The following is a 15,073-nucleotide window of genomic DNA, read 5'->3' on the forward strand; positions in this document are numbered from 1 at the left end:
GGTTCAGGGCCTCGGCGTTCCGGCCTGCGGCCACCGGCTGTCGAGGAGGTCGGCGAACATGCGGGTGACCCGATCGGCGAGCGCCGATGCGGTGGTTCCCATTTGGGCGGAACGCAATTCGAGTTTGCCGTCCACCGTGAGCGATGCCAGGCCGTGCGCGAGGCTCCACAGCGACAGCGCCAAGGTCTCGGCATCCTCGGGCGGCAGGCCGCCGGTGCGGGTGGCGTCGTCGATGATGCCCTCGAGGACGGCGTAGGCGGCATCGCCCGCGGCCTCGGTCTCGGGATGTTTCTCGGGCTGATGCAGTTCGGGCCGGAACATCAGCCGGAAGTACCCGGGGGACGCCCGCGCGAATTCCACGTACGCCACGGTCATGCGGATGATCGCGTCGCGCGGTCCGTCGGCTTGTTCGCGAGCTGAAATCAATTGCGCGCCGAGCTGTTCGAAGCCGCGCGTGGAAATCGCCGCCAGTAGCGCGGCTCGGTCGCTGAAGTGGTGGTACGGCGCGCCGGGGCTGACGCCCGCTTCGCGTGCGACCCGGCGCAGGCTCACCGCTGCCAAACCCTCGGTCTCGATGAGGTGCAGCGAGGCGCGCAGCAGCTCTTCGCGGAGGTCTCCGTGGTGGTAGCGGTCCTTGGTCGGCATGGGATGAGCGTAAGGGGTTGACTTCGGCGTGCCCTTGAATCTATACATTGTTTAGATTCTAAACACTGCTCAGATTGGAGCCGTCCCATGTCGGATCTCGTTCTCGTCACCGGCGCCTCGGGCTATCTCGCCGGGCATGTCATCGATGAATTGCAAGGTCAGGGCTATCGCGTGCGCGGCACGGTGCGCTCACTCGCCAAGGCCGCCGAACTCACCCACCTGACCGGAGTCGACTTCGTGCAGGCCGATCTGGACTCCGACGCGGGGTGGGCGGAGGCCGTGGCGGGCTGCCGTTTCGTGCTGCACACCGCCTCGCCCTTCCCGCCCGCCGAACCCGAACACGAGGACGAACTCGTGCGCCCCGCGGTGGACGGCGCGCTGCGCGTGCTGCGGGCCGCGGCGGCCGCGGGTGTGCAACGGGTGGTGCTCACCTCATCGGTGGCGGCCGTCATGCGCGGGCATGGCGATCGAGTCCTCACCGAGGACGACTGGTCGGATGTCAACGCCTGCAACGCCTATGAGAAGAGCAAAACCCTGGCCGAGCGCGCCGCTTGGGATTTCGCGGCGGCGCATCCGGAACTCGAACTGGCCGTGATCAATCCGGGCATGATCCTGGGCCCGGTGCAGCGCGCCGCGGCCGGAACCTCGGTCGATGCCGTGCGCATCCTGCTGGCCCGGGAAATGCCTGGCCTGCCCGATCTCGGCTTCTCCACGGTCGATGTCCGCGATGTGGCCGTCGCGCACCGGCTCGCCATGGAACTGCCGCGGGCCGTGGGCAATCGCTACATCTGCGCGGGCGAACAGGTAGCGCTACCGGAGATGGCGCGTGCGATCGCCACCGAATACCGCGTCCCGACCCGGGTGCTGCCCGATTGGCTCGTCCGCCTGAGCGCCCGCTTCAATCCCGCCGCCGCGACCGCCGCCCGCTACCTGGGCCGCACCGAACACGTCAGCGCCGCCAAGGCCCGGGACGAACTCGGCTGGACCATGCGCCCGGTCCAGCAGACCCTGCTCGACACCGCCGCCAGCCTGATCCGCTTCGGCGTCGTCGCCGACCCCGGCACCCCGCGCGGCAAGGCCCCCCGCCCCGCCTCCCAAGCCCTCGCCTGACCGAACCCTCACACCGTGAGATGGTCACACAGTATGCAGCCCAAGGTATTTGGTGAGCTCCACCGCCGCAGCCCGCCCCGCGCGGTTGGCCCCGATGGTGCTCGCCGACGGCCCGTACCCCAGCAAATGGATGCGCGGATCAGCCGCCACCTGTGTGGCGAGCTGCCCGGTCATGGTGATCCCGCCACCCGGCCCGCGCAGCCGCAGCGGTGCGAGATGATCGAGGGAACTGCGGAATCCGGTGGCCCACAGAATCACGTCGGCGGCCTGGAAAGTGCCGTCGGCCCAACGGATTCCGCCGGGTTCGATGTGATCGAACATGGGTTTGCGATCGAGCACGCCGCGGGCGCGAGCGGCGCGCACCCGGTCGTCCTCGGGCAGTCCGGTCACCGATACCACCGAGCCCGGCGGCAGTCCGCGTCGTACGCGATCCTCCACCATGGCGACGGCGGCGCGTCCGGCCTCCGGTCCGAACTTGCTGTCCCGGAACACCGGTTCGCGCCGGGTGACCCAGGTGGTGTCGGCGACTCGCGAAATCTCGTCCAGCAGTTGGATTGCCGTGATTCCGCCGCCGACCACGACCACATGCTTGCCCGCGAATTCGCCGGCGGTGTTGTAGTCGTGCGCGTGCAGCTGCCGTCCGGCGAAGGTGTCCGCGCCGCGATAGAAGGGGATGAACGGTTTATCCCACGTCCCCGTGGCGTTGATGAGCCCTCGGCTGCGAATATCGCTGTCCACGACCGGTTTAACGACCGAAGGGTCCGTGTGATCGAGGCTTACCGGCCGCACCTCGGAGTGCAGCAATCCGTCCACCTCGGCATCCGGGCAGGTGGCGGTCGTCGCCCGATCGCACACCACGCTCACCGACACCGGCCGGTGCACCCGCAGGTCGAACCGCTTCTCGTACAACTCGAAGTAGTGCGGTACCGCGGTGGCGGCCTGCGCGTTCTCGGACCCGTCCGGCAGCGTCTCCTCGAAGGACATTCCGGGTAGATCGTGCACGCGGTTGACTGTGCTCAATGTCAAAGAAGGCCAGCGGAACTGCCACGCGCCGCCCGCCGCGGGCGCGTGGTCGACAATCAGAAAGTCCTGTTCGGGGCGTAATCCGAGTCTGCGCAGGTGGTACCCGACCGACAATCCGGCCTGGCCCGCACCGATCACCAGGATCTCGACATCGGGTGTTGCTGTCACGGACCCGACGGTACGCCCGCTTACAGTGAACATGTCCATGGGTACGTAGCACAGTGGGGAAGGACAAATGCTCGGAGTCAGCCGTGATGGCGATGTCGTCACCATCGAACTGCAGCGTCCGCAACGGCGGAACGCACTCAACGAAGAGCTCGTGCGGTTGCTGCGCGATGCGATCGAGGAGGCCGCGGGGTCGGCTCGGGTGATCGTGCTGACCGGTCAGGGTCCGCTGTTCAGCGCGGGCGCGGATCTGGACGGCGTCTATTCGGACAGTTTCCTGGGTGCGCTGCTCGGCATGTTGCGCGCCATCGAGACCGCACCGGTGCCGGTGATCTCCGCGATCAACGGGGGCGCGCTGGGTGCGGGCGTGCAATTGGCCATCGCCTCGGATCTGCGGGTGATGAGCCCGGATTCGTTCATCGCCATTCCGGCCGCGAAACTCGGTATCTCCGTGGATCGTTGGACGGTGCGGCGACTATCCACGCTGATCGGGCCGGGTCCGGCGCGCACCATTCTGCTGGGCGCGGAACGGGTGCAGGCGCAGGACGCGTACAACTTCGGTTTCGCCAATAAGATCGGCACGCTCGAGGACGCGCAGATGTGGGCCAAGCAGATCGCCGAGCTGGCTCCGCTCTCGCTGCGTCATATGAAGCTGGTTTTCAACGATGACGGCAGCCGCGGTGATGACACCGCCGAACAGAGCGCCGCCCTGGCCGCGGCCTGGGCCAGCGCCGATGCGCAGGAGGCACGGGTGGCTCGGTTGGAGAAGCGTTCCGCGAGATTCGAGGGCCGATGAACGACAAGCGTTTGGGCGCGAATGCGCGGAGACTGGCTGGTATGGCAGCGGGTGCTTTCGGAATCTCCTGGGTGGTGCGGGCGGCATGGGGTATCCCCAATGCCATGGGTGCGTCGATCAATGCGATCGCGCCGACCGCGACCGGGGCGACGACCTATCGGAACAAGCAATTCCACAACACCGAACCGAGTTCGCAGCTCACCGGTTCGGGGCTGGAGCTGCTGTATCAGCTACTGACACAACGCAATACGGGCAGGCCGCCGGGCAAGATCCCGCTGGAGACGCCGGTGGTGCCGGATCAGGCCGCCGATCTCGCGGTCACCTGGTACGGGCATGCCAGCTGTCTGGTCGAGGTGGACGGCTACCGGGTGCTCACCGATCCGGTGTGGAGCGAACGGGTTTCGCCGTCCGCGCTGGTCGGTCCGGCGCGGCTGCATCCGGTGCCGACGCCGCTGGAGGCGTTGCCGCCGGTGGACGCGGTGCTCATCTCGCATGACCACTACGACCATCTGGACCGCGATACCGTCGAAACGCTGGTGCAGACCCAGGACGCGGTGTTCATCGTGCCGATCGGTATCGGCGCGCATCTGCGGCACTGGGATGTCCCGGCCGATCGCATCGTCGAATTGGATTGGGCCGCTTCGGTTTCCCTGTCCGAGCTGGAGCGCGCGCATCCGGACGGCACCGATCTGGTCATCACCTGCTCCGAGGCCAGGCATTTCTCCGGTCGCGGTCTGGTGCGCAACACCACGCTGTGGGCGTCCTGGTCCATCGCCGGTCCGACCCGCCGGGTGTATTTCGGCGGCGATACCGGTTACACCAAGGCGTTCGCGGAAGCGGGCGCGCGGCTGGGCCCGTTCGATCTGACTCTCCTTCCCATCGGCGCGTACGACCGGCACTGGCCGGACGTGCACATGAATCCAGAGGAGGCGGTGCGCGCACACGCCGATCTGTGTGTCGGCGATCCCGGATACGGGGTTTTGGTTCCCATCCACTGGGCAACCTTCAATCTGGCCTTCCACGGCTGGTCGGAGCCGGTTCGCCGGATGGTCGCCGCCGCGAAAGACGCCGGTACGACGGTCGCCGTGCCCAAGCCGGGACAGCGGATCGACCCGATTGGCCTCCCATCAGGGGATACGTGGTGGGAAGATGTGCGCGAATGACCGAAGACCGAGAGTGAAGGAGCAGGGACTGTGAGTCTGATTGACACGCTCAAGGGACTGGTCGGCAAGGGCAAGGAAGTGGCGGCCCAGAACGCCGAGAAGATCGAAAGCGCGGTCGACAAGGCCGGCAATGTGATCAATGACAAGACCGGCGGCAAGTACTCGTCGCAGATCGACAAGGGTACGGCCGCGGTCAAGAACGCGATTCCGGCCGATGCTCCGGCGGAGGCGCCCGCGCCCGCCGCCGAGCCCGCACCGGCCGAGGCCGCGGCCGCGCCCGCACCGGAGCCCGCACCCGAACCCGCTCCGGAACCGGCCCCCGCGCCGGAACCGGCTCCGGGAGATCAGCCACCGGCCTGATTTTCGACGCCGCCCCCGTCATTCCGGCGGGCTTTTGGCCGGAATCCACTGCCCGCGAGGTGTGGATTCCCGGCCGTAAGCCATGCCGCGATGACGGGGTGAGCCGACCGTCGGCTTCGGACCCGGGAAGCCGTGGGCTGGCCGGAATATCCCGCACCCGGCCTTAGACTGCCCACTATGGGGTCCCGTCGGGATTTCGGGGGTATCGAGGTTGGGCTCACCAACCTCGACAAGGTGCTGTATCCGGCCACCGGCACCACCAAGGGCGAGGTGATCGACTACTTCACCGCCATCGCCCCGGCACTGCTGCCGCATATCGCACTGCGGCCGGTGACTCGCAAACGCTGGCCCAACGGGGTCGAGCAGGGCTCGTTCTTCGAGAAGAATCTTGCCGAGCACGCGCCGAAGTGGCTGGCGCGCCGCACCGTTCCGCATTCGGACCGCCCGGTGACCTATCCGCTCATCGATTCGGTGGCCGGAATGGCCTGGCTCGGACAGCAGGCCGCGCTGGAAGTGCATGTGCCGCAATGGGTTTTCGACGGGGAGACGCGCGGTCCGATCACCCGGCTGGTATTCGATCTGGATCCCGGGCCGGGGGCGGGGCTGTCGGAATGCGCGGAGGTGGCGCTGATCCTGCGGGATGTGGTGCGCGAGGTCGGACTGGACGCGTACCCGGTCACCAGCGGCTCCAAGGGAATTCACGTCTACGTGCCGTTGGATCGGCGGGTCGCCGCGGACGGTGCGTCGGCGGTCGCCAAACAGGTGGCGTCGAATCTGCAACAGCTGCGACCGGAATTGGTGACCGCGAATATGGCCAAATCCGAGCGCGCGGGCAAGGTGCTGCTGGACTGGAGCCAGAACAATATGGCCAAGACCACCATCGCGCCGTATTCGTTGCGCGGCCGCGCTGAGCCGTGGGTGGCCGCACCGCGCGACTGGTCGGAGATCGAACAGCGTAAGAAGCTGCGGCACTTGCGATTCGGTGATGTCCTGCGCCGCTGGGAGCGCGACGGAGATCTGCTGGCCGGGCTGGACGAGCCGGTGCCGGAACAGCCCGACAAGCTGCACGTCTATCGATCCAAGCGCACCGCCGAACGCACGCCGGAACCGGTGCCCGCCACCGCGCCCGCGCCCTCGGACGGGAATCGCTATGTGGTGCAACGACATCAGGCGCGGCGACTGCACTGGGATGTGCGACTCGAGCGCGATGGCGTGCTGGTGTCCTGGGCGGTGCCCAAGGGGCCGCCGGTCGACACCCATGAGAATCGGCTGGCCGTGCACACCGAGGATCATCCGCTGGAGTATCTGGACTTCCACGGCTCGATTCCCAAGGGGGAGTACGGGGCCGGGGATATGGAGATCTGGGATCACGGCACGTATGAGACCGAGAAGTGGCGGGACGACGAGGTGATCGTCCGGCTGCACGGCGAGCGGCTGGACGGGCGGTACGCGCTGATCCGGACCGACGGCAAACAATGGCTCATGCACCTGATGAAGGATCAGACCGGCGAGCCGGAAGGTCATGGCGCACAACCTGATTCGCGAACCAGGAAGCCGGTTCCGCTGCCGCACGGCCTGACTCCCATGCTGGCCACCCCCGGCGATGTCGCGTCTCTCGATACCGAGCAGTGGGCCTTCGAAACACTGTGGGACGGCGTCCGCCTGATCGCGGAGATCGAGGATGACGCGGTCGCGCTGCACGATGCCAATGGCCGCGGGGTCCGCCGCTTTCCCGGATTGGCGGCCCTGGGCGGCGAATTATCCGGTCACCGTGCGGTTCTGGACGGCGCGGCGGTCGTACTCGACGATCGGGGCCGCGCCGATCCCGCGCTGTTGCGCGCCGATCCGGGCAGTGCGGTGCTGGTGGCCTTCGACGTGCTGTATCTCGACGGCACCTCGCTGCTGCGCAAGCGGTACGAAGATCGCCGCCGCGTACTGGAGGCGCTCGCCGCACGCATGCCGTCCCTGATCGTCCCGCCGCTGCTGACGGGTTCCGGTGCCGAGGCGCTGCGCACCGGCGAGGAGCGGGGTGCGGCGGGTGTGCTTGCCAAGCGCCGTGATTCGGTCTACCTGCCGGGGCGGCGCGGCCGATCCTGGGTCAGCACCCGCACTCCGGGCTCGTCTCGGTAGGCACGTTCAGGCGACGGCCGGGGTGATCTCGCTTTCCGGTCGCGGTTCGGCGGTCGCGTGCACCTCGTGGAAGCCCGGCAGGAAGCGATCGACGTAGGGGATGAGCAGGTGGATGAGCGGCCCGATTCCGAAGGCGTACACCAGGGTTCCGATCCCGACGCTGCCGCCGAGCATCCAGCCGATCGCCAAAACGGTGACCTCGAGCGAGGTGCGCACCATCCATACCGGCCGCCCGGTCCGGCGAACCAGTCCAGTCATCAGGCCATCGCGCGGTCCCGGACCCATGCCCGCACCGATGTACAGCACGCTCGCGACCGCGTTGAGCAGCACCGCCGCCACCATGGCCGCGATGCGCAGCGGCAGCCCGTCGATATCGGGCATCACATTCAGCCCCACATCCACCGCGATGCTGATCACCACCACATTGCTGACCGTCCCCAGCCCCGGCTTCTGCCGCAGCGGTACCCACGCCAGCAATACCACCGCGCCGGTGATGGCGACGACGGTTCCGAAGCTGACCGGCACATTCCCGGCCACGCCCTGGTGGAACACATCCCACGGATCGAGTCCGAGCGCCGCGCGCAGCATGACCGCCATGGACCACCCGTACAACCACAACCCGACATAGAGGGCGACCAGCCTGCGCAGCAACATGCTCCAATGGTCCAGCCCACTGGCCCGCGAAAACAGATCCAGTCATCCGATACTGGCATCTTCTTCCGGAGTCCACCCTGCCATCGCTATTCATGAGCGTCGGCTGTGGATGACTGTGGATAGCGGGGGAGATGCTGTGCGCGTGCGCCTGTGGAATTCGGGACACGGGTGCGCGCGAATAGCGACCGGCCAGTTCTATTCATTTGCGCCGCAGCGCCTTCCAGCGCAACGTCCTGGCAACGACGCGCGCTCGCCGTTGACCCGGAGGTATGCGCGGCAGTAACTTGAGGAATCCGATGCGCCGGAGTTGCAGGTCAGCGCGATGGGCGAAGCCCTCGGGCCTGGAGCGTCGGTGATTCGACGCTGGAGGCGGGCATGCGGCGAGATGACGCGACCGAGCGCGGGGGATTGGTGCCGGTCGAGCACGGACATTCATGGCGCACCGGACCGGGGCGCATCGTAATAATCTGTCTCGCAGTGCTTCTTGCGGCGTGGTCGGCGACCGCCGCCGCGGGGGCGGAGGGCGTGCCCGCGCCGGACGACGATCCCTTCTACGCCGCGCCCGCCGGACTGGAGTCCAATGCCGATGGGACGGTGCTGAATTCGCGCCCGATCTCGGTGCTGGGACTGAACCTGCCGGTGGCGGGCTGGCAATTGCAGTATCGGAGTACGGATTCGACGGGGGCGGCGGTGGCCGATGTGGCCACCGTGATGACGCCGCTGCTGCCCTGGTTCGGCCCCGGTGGTCGGCCGCTGCTGTCGTACCAGGTGGCGGAGGACAGTCTCGGCACCCGCTGCGCGCCCTCGTTCGCCCTGCGCGGCGGCCGCGATATCTCGATTATCAATACCGCGCTTGATATTCCGTTCCTGACGGCCATGCTCTTGCGCGGCTGGGCCGTGGTGGTCTCCGATTACGAGGGCCCCGAATCGCGCTTCTTCGACGGGGTGAATTCCGGCCGGGGCGTGCTGGACGGCGTGCGCGCGGCCAGATCATTCCCGCCCGCCGGGGTCACCGCGGACAGCCCGATCGGCGCGTGGGGCTATTCGGGCGGTGCCTTCGCAACCCTGTGGGCCATGCAGCAGCGCGCGGATTACGCACCGGAACTGTGGTTTTCGGGTGTGGCGGCGGGCGGCGTGCCCGCGAATATCGCCGCCATCTCCCGCAGGGTCGACGGCGGTGTCCAGGCCGGACTGGCGGTCTTGATGATCGCGGCCTTCGCCCGCATCGATCCCGGATCGGGCATTGCCGAGGATCTCAATGACAACGGCCGGGACATGCTCGCGCGCGAGTCCACGGCCTGCGGTGCGGATATGGTGCTGCGGCACCTGAATCGGCATCTCGACGAATACTCCGATACGCCGAATCTACTGTGGCACCCGCAATTTCAAGCCGCCACCGAGCGGCAGGAGCTGGGTGCGGTCGCACCGGATGTGCCGCTGTACCTGTACCACAGCACCGCCGACGACGTGATTCCCGTGGAGGGTTTCAGCGCCCTGGTGGATCGCTATTGCGCTCTGGGAGCGAACATTACGGCCGTGCACTCCGGCATTCCCGGCCACAATCCGGCGGCCGCGGTGGAATCCCTCGGCGCCATGAACTACCTCGGTGACCGGTTCGCGGGCCTTCCCGCGCCCACCGGCTGCTGAACGGGCCTCGGCGACGGTCGAGGCCCGCGGTAGACCGCTGAGGTCCCCCGGAGACGGCTGGGGCGCGCACCGAAATGGTGCGCGCCCCAACGGGATCCGCGTCGAACTACTTGGCGTCGTTGAACTTCGAGGTGCCCGGGGCCGCGGTCAGCGTGCCGATCAGGTCCATGCCCGCGACGACCAGCGCCGGGCCACCGACCACCAGGGTGCCGATGATGCCGCCGATGGTCGCGCCCGCGATCACACTGGCTACGACGCCGGGACCTGCGACGATGCCGGTCAGGCCGACCAGCGCGCCGAGCGCGGTGCCGATGAAGGCGCCGATGGCGGTGGCGATGCCGAACTGGCTGGCGAAGGTCTGCATGGCCAGCGCGTTCTCGGTGGTGGAGGCGACCGGCTGCACCACGACCGGGCGGGCCGAGGAGACGTCCTTGACCGCGGTGATGTCCAGGGTGCGCGCACCGTCGGAGACTGCGGCGGGCATGGTGTACTCGACGCCGTCCTGGCGGAAGGTGAGCGGCAGGCTGACCACGGTGTTACCCGCGTTGTCCTTGATATCGACCGACTTGCCGGTCAATTCGAACGCACCGTTGGTCAGGGTGGTGATCACGTCGTTCCCGACCAGGTTCGAGGAGTAGCCGATCTCGGGAGTCGTCTGGTCGGCATGTGCCACCCCGGAGCTCGCGATGGCGACCGCCACGGCGATGGGTGCGGCAACCGCCGTGATTTTGCGCAGCTTCATTGCTTGTCCAATCTTCATCAGGTTTTCGGGGCAACACACGCCCAACACGATCGATTCCCTTCCAATCGGAAACGTGTTGAGCCCCCGTGCGTTTGCGCTGCCCACTTGCTACCGATCACGGTAGCTCGCCCCACCGACACGTCGAATCATTTTTGACTCGAGAGTCGCTCAAAACAGCAGTTCGGTCACAATACCCATAGCGCAAAAAACTGCCAAAACGGACAGAGCGATGGCATCGGATCGACCCGGAGCGCCGGGGCGCGCTGTCAATTCGCCGGTGCCGCCGCGGGTGGTGATGGCCTCGCCGAGTTCACCCGCCCGGCGGCTGGCGACGGCCATTCCGGCGGTGAGGATATCTATCCACGGGTTCTGCGCGGCCTGGTGCAGCAGTGAATCCCGGGGCCGCAGTTTGCGCGCCGCCCGCAGCACCCGCATCTCCTCCAGCAGCAACGGGAGTCCGCGCAGGGTCAGTGCGATCACCACCGCCCATTCGTCCACCGGCACGCGATGCCGTACGCCGTGCCTGGTCCAGCCGATACGCCGCAGCGGCGCACCGAGTCTGGCGAGCGCGGGCGCGACCTCGCCCATCGGCGTGGTCCACGCGACCAGGAACGACGCGCCCAGCAGCAGGAAGCCGAACAGCACGATCTGGGTGTATCGCAGCAGCGCGCCCATGCCGACCGGGGCGTTGATGGCCGCGCCGATCAGAATGCCGACCCAGAACCACCAGGGGAAGCGGGGGAGTGTGCCCAGCGGTAGCCGGGCAATGAGTCCGGCCCCGATCAGCATGGCTGTACCCAGTCCGAGCAGCGCCCAGGACGGGGTGAAGATGAGCAGCGCGCTGAACGCGAACACCCAGATGATCTTGGTGCCCGCCCAGAGCCGATGCACCGGGCTGTCGACCGGAACTTCGCGCAGGATGACACTGCTCATCGCAGTCCTCCGATCGAACCGTGGGCCGCCCGGGCGGCGGAATAGCTTGGCGGCGAGGCGTTTTCGACGAGCCTGCCATCGCTCAAATGCACGATCCGGTCGCAGACCGGGGCGGTCTCGGAGACGTCGTGCGAGATGATGACCAGGGTGAGCCCCGAATCACGCAGCCGCGCAAGCAATTCCACCACGCTGGCGCGGCCCGCCGGATCGAGTCCGGCCAGCGGTTCGTCCAGCACCACCACCTGCGGCCGGCTGGCCACGATGGCGGCCAGCACCACGCGCTTGGCCTGTCCGCCGCTGAGCGATTCGATGGAACGCGAGGCCAGTGCCCGGTCCAGTCCGACCGCGTCGAGGGCGCGGGCGACGGCGGCGGTGCCGCGGCCACCCCAGTCCTCTATCTCCGCGCCGACGGTCTGGCGCTGCAATTGCAGCCGGGAATGCTGAAAGGCCAACTGCACCGCGCCGATTCGTTTGTGCGAGGGCTTGGCCCCGGTGTACTCGCGCAGTTCGCAGCTGCCGCCGCTGGGGATGGTCAGTCCGGCCATGATCCAGGCCAGCGTGGACTTGCCGGAGCCGTTGCCGCCGACGACCAGCAGGGCCTCACCGCGCCGCACCGACAGGTCGATACCGTGCAGAGCCGGTGCCTCCCAGGGGGTTCCGCGATTGTAGGTGTGCCGGACGTCTTTCAGCTCGAGCACGGTATCGCCCATCGGCCTGCGCCGTTGATCGCGAACCGGGTGCGGCCAGGCGGGCAGGTGGGCGACCGTGCGCCCGCCCTGCAGGTGCACCACGCGGTCGGCGGCCGCGGCATCGGCTTCGTGATGGGTGACCAGCACGACCGCCATTCGATGCCGCCGGGGCAGATCCGCGAGCAGTGCGACGAGGTCGCGCCGTCCTTCCGGATCGATCATGGAGGTGGCCTCATCGGCCAGCAGCAGGGTGGGTTTGCGGGCCAGGGCGGCCGCGACCGCGAGCCGTTGCTGTTGTCCGCCCGAGAGTGTCGCGGTTTCCCGTCTGCCCATGCCGGCCAGTCCGACCTCGCCGAGCAGGGCGTCGACGTCGACCGCGGCGGCGATCTCGGTGGGCAGTCCCCACACCACATCGTCGGCGACCAGGACGCCCAGGGTCTGGCTTTCGGGGCGCTGCAAAACCATTGCGGTGCCGCCGTTCACGCCGAGCCCGGCCGAGCCCGGCCGGGTGACGTCGCCGCCGGTGGGCGGGCGGCCCGCGAGAATCCTGGTGAGCGTGGACTTTCCGGAGCCGTTATGCCCCACCACCGCCACGAATTCCCCGACCTGAATCGTCATATCGATGCCGCACAGCGCATCGGTGGTCGCGTCCGGATAGCGAAACGCGACCTGCCGCAACGTAACCGGCAGCGGTGCGACCGGCCGATCGTCGGCGGGCGCGTCCAGCAGATCATCGCGTCCGGGCAACCAGGCCAGTCGATCCAGTACGGTGCCGAGCACGAACCACGATACGATCCCGCTGACGAGCATGGCCGCGACGATGCCGCCGCCGATCCAGGCCCACCACCAGTGCAGCACCGAATCGGTGTACCCGGCGATATTGCGGCCGAGCGGTTCCAGCACCGCCTGCCGTGCCGCGAGATCCTGAATGCCCTTCGCGGTATTGCGGATGCTGTCGAACAGCAGATTGCGGGTTCGCGAGAACAACTGCAGCATGCCGACGGAGAACCCGGCGAACACCAGCCCGGCCAGCAGCGAGAGTCCGAGCACCGCGGGCAGTCCGCCGCCCCGCCGCTTGACGACCCCGATGATGCCGCCCACCACCGCGACCCCGACCAGGTTGGTGGCGGGCACCAGCCCCGCCGCCACGAAGGTCACCAGCGTTCCGGCCACGGTCGCCGCCACAATGGCCCGCAACCGCTGCCGATGCGCCAGCAATCCGAGCGGCACCGCCGCCACCAATTGCAGTGCCGCCGCGAACGGCACCAGCGACCCCACGGTCACCAGTCCCACCGTCGCGCCGCCCAGCACCGCCCCGGTGGCGAGCTCGATGGGCCGCAGCGGCCCGTGCGGAAGTGCGGACCCGCGGGGCCGGTCCGGCACGGCTAATCGAGTCTGGGACGAATCGGTCACGCCCTCCAGTCTGCCGTGCTCCGCCGACTACCCGCCCCGACCTGCGCCACATCCACACACTTTCGCCATACATGCGCACATCCGCACGTGTGTGACTACCTCGGCAGCGGGGTGAGTGCGTAGTCGTAGCGGTGCAGTGTGGCGGTGCGGCGGCGGTAGCTGCGGGTGGTGCCGGGCCAGTTGTTGGTGATGCGGCCCGACGCGGTGCGGTACCAGCTGGTACAGAAGTTCCAGGGGGTGCGGGCCAGGCGGTGTTGCAGGGCGCTGTTGTACGCGTATTCGTTGTCGGCTTTGACCTCGAGGGTGTGGCCCGGGTTCTCGGCCAGCAGCTGGACCGCCTGGCGGATATAGCGCGCCTGGGATTCGAGCATGTAGATGATGGAGCCGACGCCGAGGTTGGTGTTGGGCCCGTAGACCAGGAACAGATTGGGGAATTCCGGGACCGTGATGCCGAGGAAGGCGTGCGCGCCGTCGGCCCAGACATCGGAGAGATCACGGCCACCGCGCCCGCGAATCCGCATGGGCCACAGGAATTCCGTGCCCTTGAAGCCGGTGCCGTAGATGATGACATCGGCCTCGCGCACCACTCCGTCGGCGGTACGGACCCCGTCGGGGACGATATCGCTGATGGCCGTGGTCTCCACGTGCACATTGGGCTGGGTGAGCGCCGGATAGTAGTCGTTGGAGAACAGGCCGCGTTTACAGCCGATGGGGTAGTCGGGGGTCAGCTTGGCCAGCAGTTCGGGATCGGTGACCTGCTCTTCCAGGTGATTCTGTGCCATTCGGGAGACCCCGCGCACGATGCCCGGGAATTCCACCAGCCCCAATGCCACGAATTCGGCGATGGCCCACCAGGAAAAGCGTTCCGCCGCAGGCAATCCCGGCACGTGCAACAGCACGCGCTGATGCACCGGCTTGTAATCGGTGTCGAATTTGGGCAGCACCCAGGCGGCGGTGCGCTGGAAGAGCGTCAGTTCGGCCACATCCGGCTGGATCTCGGGAATGTACTGGATGGCGCTGGCTCCGGTTCCTATGCAGGCCACGCGTTTTCCCGCCAGCTTCACCTCGTGATCCCACAGCGCGGAATGGAAGGAAGCGCCCTCGAAGCTGTCGATCCCGGGGATATCCGGCATGGCGGGCCGGGACAGCTGCCCGACCGCCGAGACCAGCACATCCGCGGTGCGCGCGACCCCGTCGGCCGTCGTGACCGTCCACTGTCCGGAGGTCTCGTCGAATTCGGCCGCGGTGACATCGGCCCCGAAGACGATCGATTCCAGCAGTCCGTGCCGTTCCGCGACCCCGCGCGCGTACGCGAGGATATCGTCGCGTCCCGAATATCGCTGCCGCCATTTGGGTTTCGGCTCGCGGGAGAAGGAGTACAGCGGTGAGGGCACATCGCAGGCGGCCCCGGGATAGGTGTTCTCCCGCCAGACGCCCCCGAGGTCGGCGGCTCGCTCCAGAATGGTCACCTCCCGAAACCCATTCCGCTGCAATTCCACAGCCATCCCGATCCCGCCGAATCCGGCACCGATGACGATCACCGAAGGCATCGGCCCTCCTAACGTCGAAGACTGTTCTCACTGTAGAAGCCCGCTTCGCGCCG

At 67.7% G+C, this 15,073-nt stretch carries 13 protein-coding genes; 6 read left to right on the forward strand and 7 right to left on the reverse strand.

What is annotated here, in order from left to right:
- Window positions 1-3: 3 nt before the first annotated feature.
- Window positions 4-645: a TetR/AcrR family transcriptional regulator gene (locus tag ACFC4D_RS06720; RefSeq protein ID WP_375962811.1), complete on the reverse strand. Its 642-nt coding sequence runs from the start codon at window positions 643-645 to the stop codon at window positions 4-6.
- A gap of 87 nt (window positions 646-732) precedes the next feature.
- On the opposite strand from ACFC4D_RS06720, the gene ACFC4D_RS06725 reads away from it, so the two are divergent.
- A complete protein-coding gene (locus tag ACFC4D_RS06725) occupies window positions 733-1,755 on the forward strand; it encodes an NAD-dependent epimerase/dehydratase family protein (protein ID WP_376062035.1) in 1,023 nt (340 codons plus the stop codon).
- 24 nt (window positions 1,756-1,779) lie between these two features.
- On the opposite strand, the gene ACFC4D_RS06730 is transcribed toward ACFC4D_RS06725, so the two are convergent.
- The gene (locus tag ACFC4D_RS06730; RefSeq protein WP_376062255.1) at window positions 1,780-2,979 is read right to left on the reverse strand and encodes an FAD-dependent oxidoreductase; all 1,200 of its coding nucleotides are present in this window, start codon (window positions 2,977-2,979) and stop codon (window positions 1,780-1,782) included.
- Between the two features lie 34 nt (window positions 2,980-3,013).
- On the opposite strand from ACFC4D_RS06730, the gene ACFC4D_RS06735 reads away from it, so the two are divergent.
- The 4 genes from ACFC4D_RS06735 (at window position 3,014) to ligD (ending at window position 7,392) form a co-directional block, all read left to right on the forward strand.
- Window positions 3,014-3,739, forward strand: a complete 726-nt coding sequence (locus ACFC4D_RS06735; protein ID WP_375962816.1) for an enoyl-CoA hydratase — start codon at window positions 3,014-3,016, stop codon at window positions 3,737-3,739.
- A gap of 41 nt (window positions 3,740-3,780) precedes the next feature.
- Complete coding sequence (locus tag ACFC4D_RS06740; RefSeq protein ID WP_376062036.1) at window positions 3,781-4,902, forward strand: MBL fold metallo-hydrolase; 1,122 nt, start codon at window positions 3,781-3,783, stop codon at window positions 4,900-4,902.
- A 30-nt stretch (window positions 4,903-4,932) separates the two neighbouring features.
- Window positions 4,933-5,262 carry an antitoxin gene (locus ACFC4D_RS06745; protein WP_364641316.1) on the forward strand — a complete coding sequence of 110 codons (330 nt, stop codon included), beginning with the start codon at window positions 4,933-4,935 and terminating at the stop codon, window positions 5,260-5,262.
- Between the two features lie 177 nt (window positions 5,263-5,439).
- Complete coding sequence (gene ligD, locus ACFC4D_RS06750; protein ID WP_376062037.1) at window positions 5,440-7,392, forward strand: non-homologous end-joining DNA ligase; 1,953 nt, start codon at window positions 5,440-5,442, stop codon at window positions 7,390-7,392.
- 6 nt (window positions 7,393-7,398) lie between these two features.
- Here ligD and ACFC4D_RS06755 read toward each other — a convergent pair whose 3' ends face one another.
- A complete protein-coding gene (locus ACFC4D_RS06755; protein ID WP_376062038.1) occupies window positions 7,399-8,046 on the reverse strand; it encodes a YitT family protein in 648 nt (215 codons plus the stop codon).
- 477 nt (window positions 8,047-8,523) lie between these two features.
- Between ACFC4D_RS06755 and ACFC4D_RS06760 the strand changes: the two genes are divergently transcribed.
- The gene (locus tag ACFC4D_RS06760; RefSeq protein ID WP_376062039.1) at window positions 8,524-9,693 is read left to right on the forward strand and encodes a lipase family protein; all 1,170 of its coding nucleotides are present in this window, start codon (window positions 8,524-8,526) and stop codon (window positions 9,691-9,693) included.
- A gap of 106 nt (window positions 9,694-9,799) precedes the next feature.
- On the opposite strand, the gene ACFC4D_RS06765 is transcribed toward ACFC4D_RS06760, so the two are convergent.
- From ACFC4D_RS06765 to ACFC4D_RS06780, 4 genes are all read right to left on the reverse strand, one after another.
- Entirely contained in the window at window positions 9,800-10,435 is a 636-nt protein-coding gene (locus ACFC4D_RS06765) for an ammonium transporter (RefSeq protein WP_364641305.1), read from the reverse strand.
- A 168-nt stretch (window positions 10,436-10,603) separates the two neighbouring features.
- Window positions 10,604-11,368: an energy-coupling factor transporter transmembrane component T family protein gene (locus tag ACFC4D_RS06770; protein ID WP_375962828.1), complete on the reverse strand. Its 765-nt coding sequence runs from the start codon at window positions 11,366-11,368 to the stop codon at window positions 10,604-10,606.
- Window positions 11,365-13,440, reverse strand: a complete 2,076-nt coding sequence (locus ACFC4D_RS06775) for an ABC transporter ATP-binding protein (protein WP_376062256.1) — start codon at window positions 13,438-13,440, stop codon at window positions 11,365-11,367. Before ACFC4D_RS06775 ends, ACFC4D_RS06770 begins: the two co-directional genes overlap by 4 nt.
- A 125-nt stretch (window positions 13,441-13,565) precedes the next feature.
- Complete coding sequence (locus tag ACFC4D_RS06780; protein WP_376062040.1) at window positions 13,566-15,020, reverse strand: flavin-containing monooxygenase; 1,455 nt, start codon at window positions 15,018-15,020, stop codon at window positions 13,566-13,568.
- Between the last annotated feature and the right edge of the window lie 53 nt (window positions 15,021-15,073).

The sequence above is a fragment of the Nocardia sp. NPDC056000 genome (assembly GCF_042269265.1).
GTDB lineage: Bacteria > Actinomycetota > Actinomycetes > Mycobacteriales > Mycobacteriaceae > Nocardia.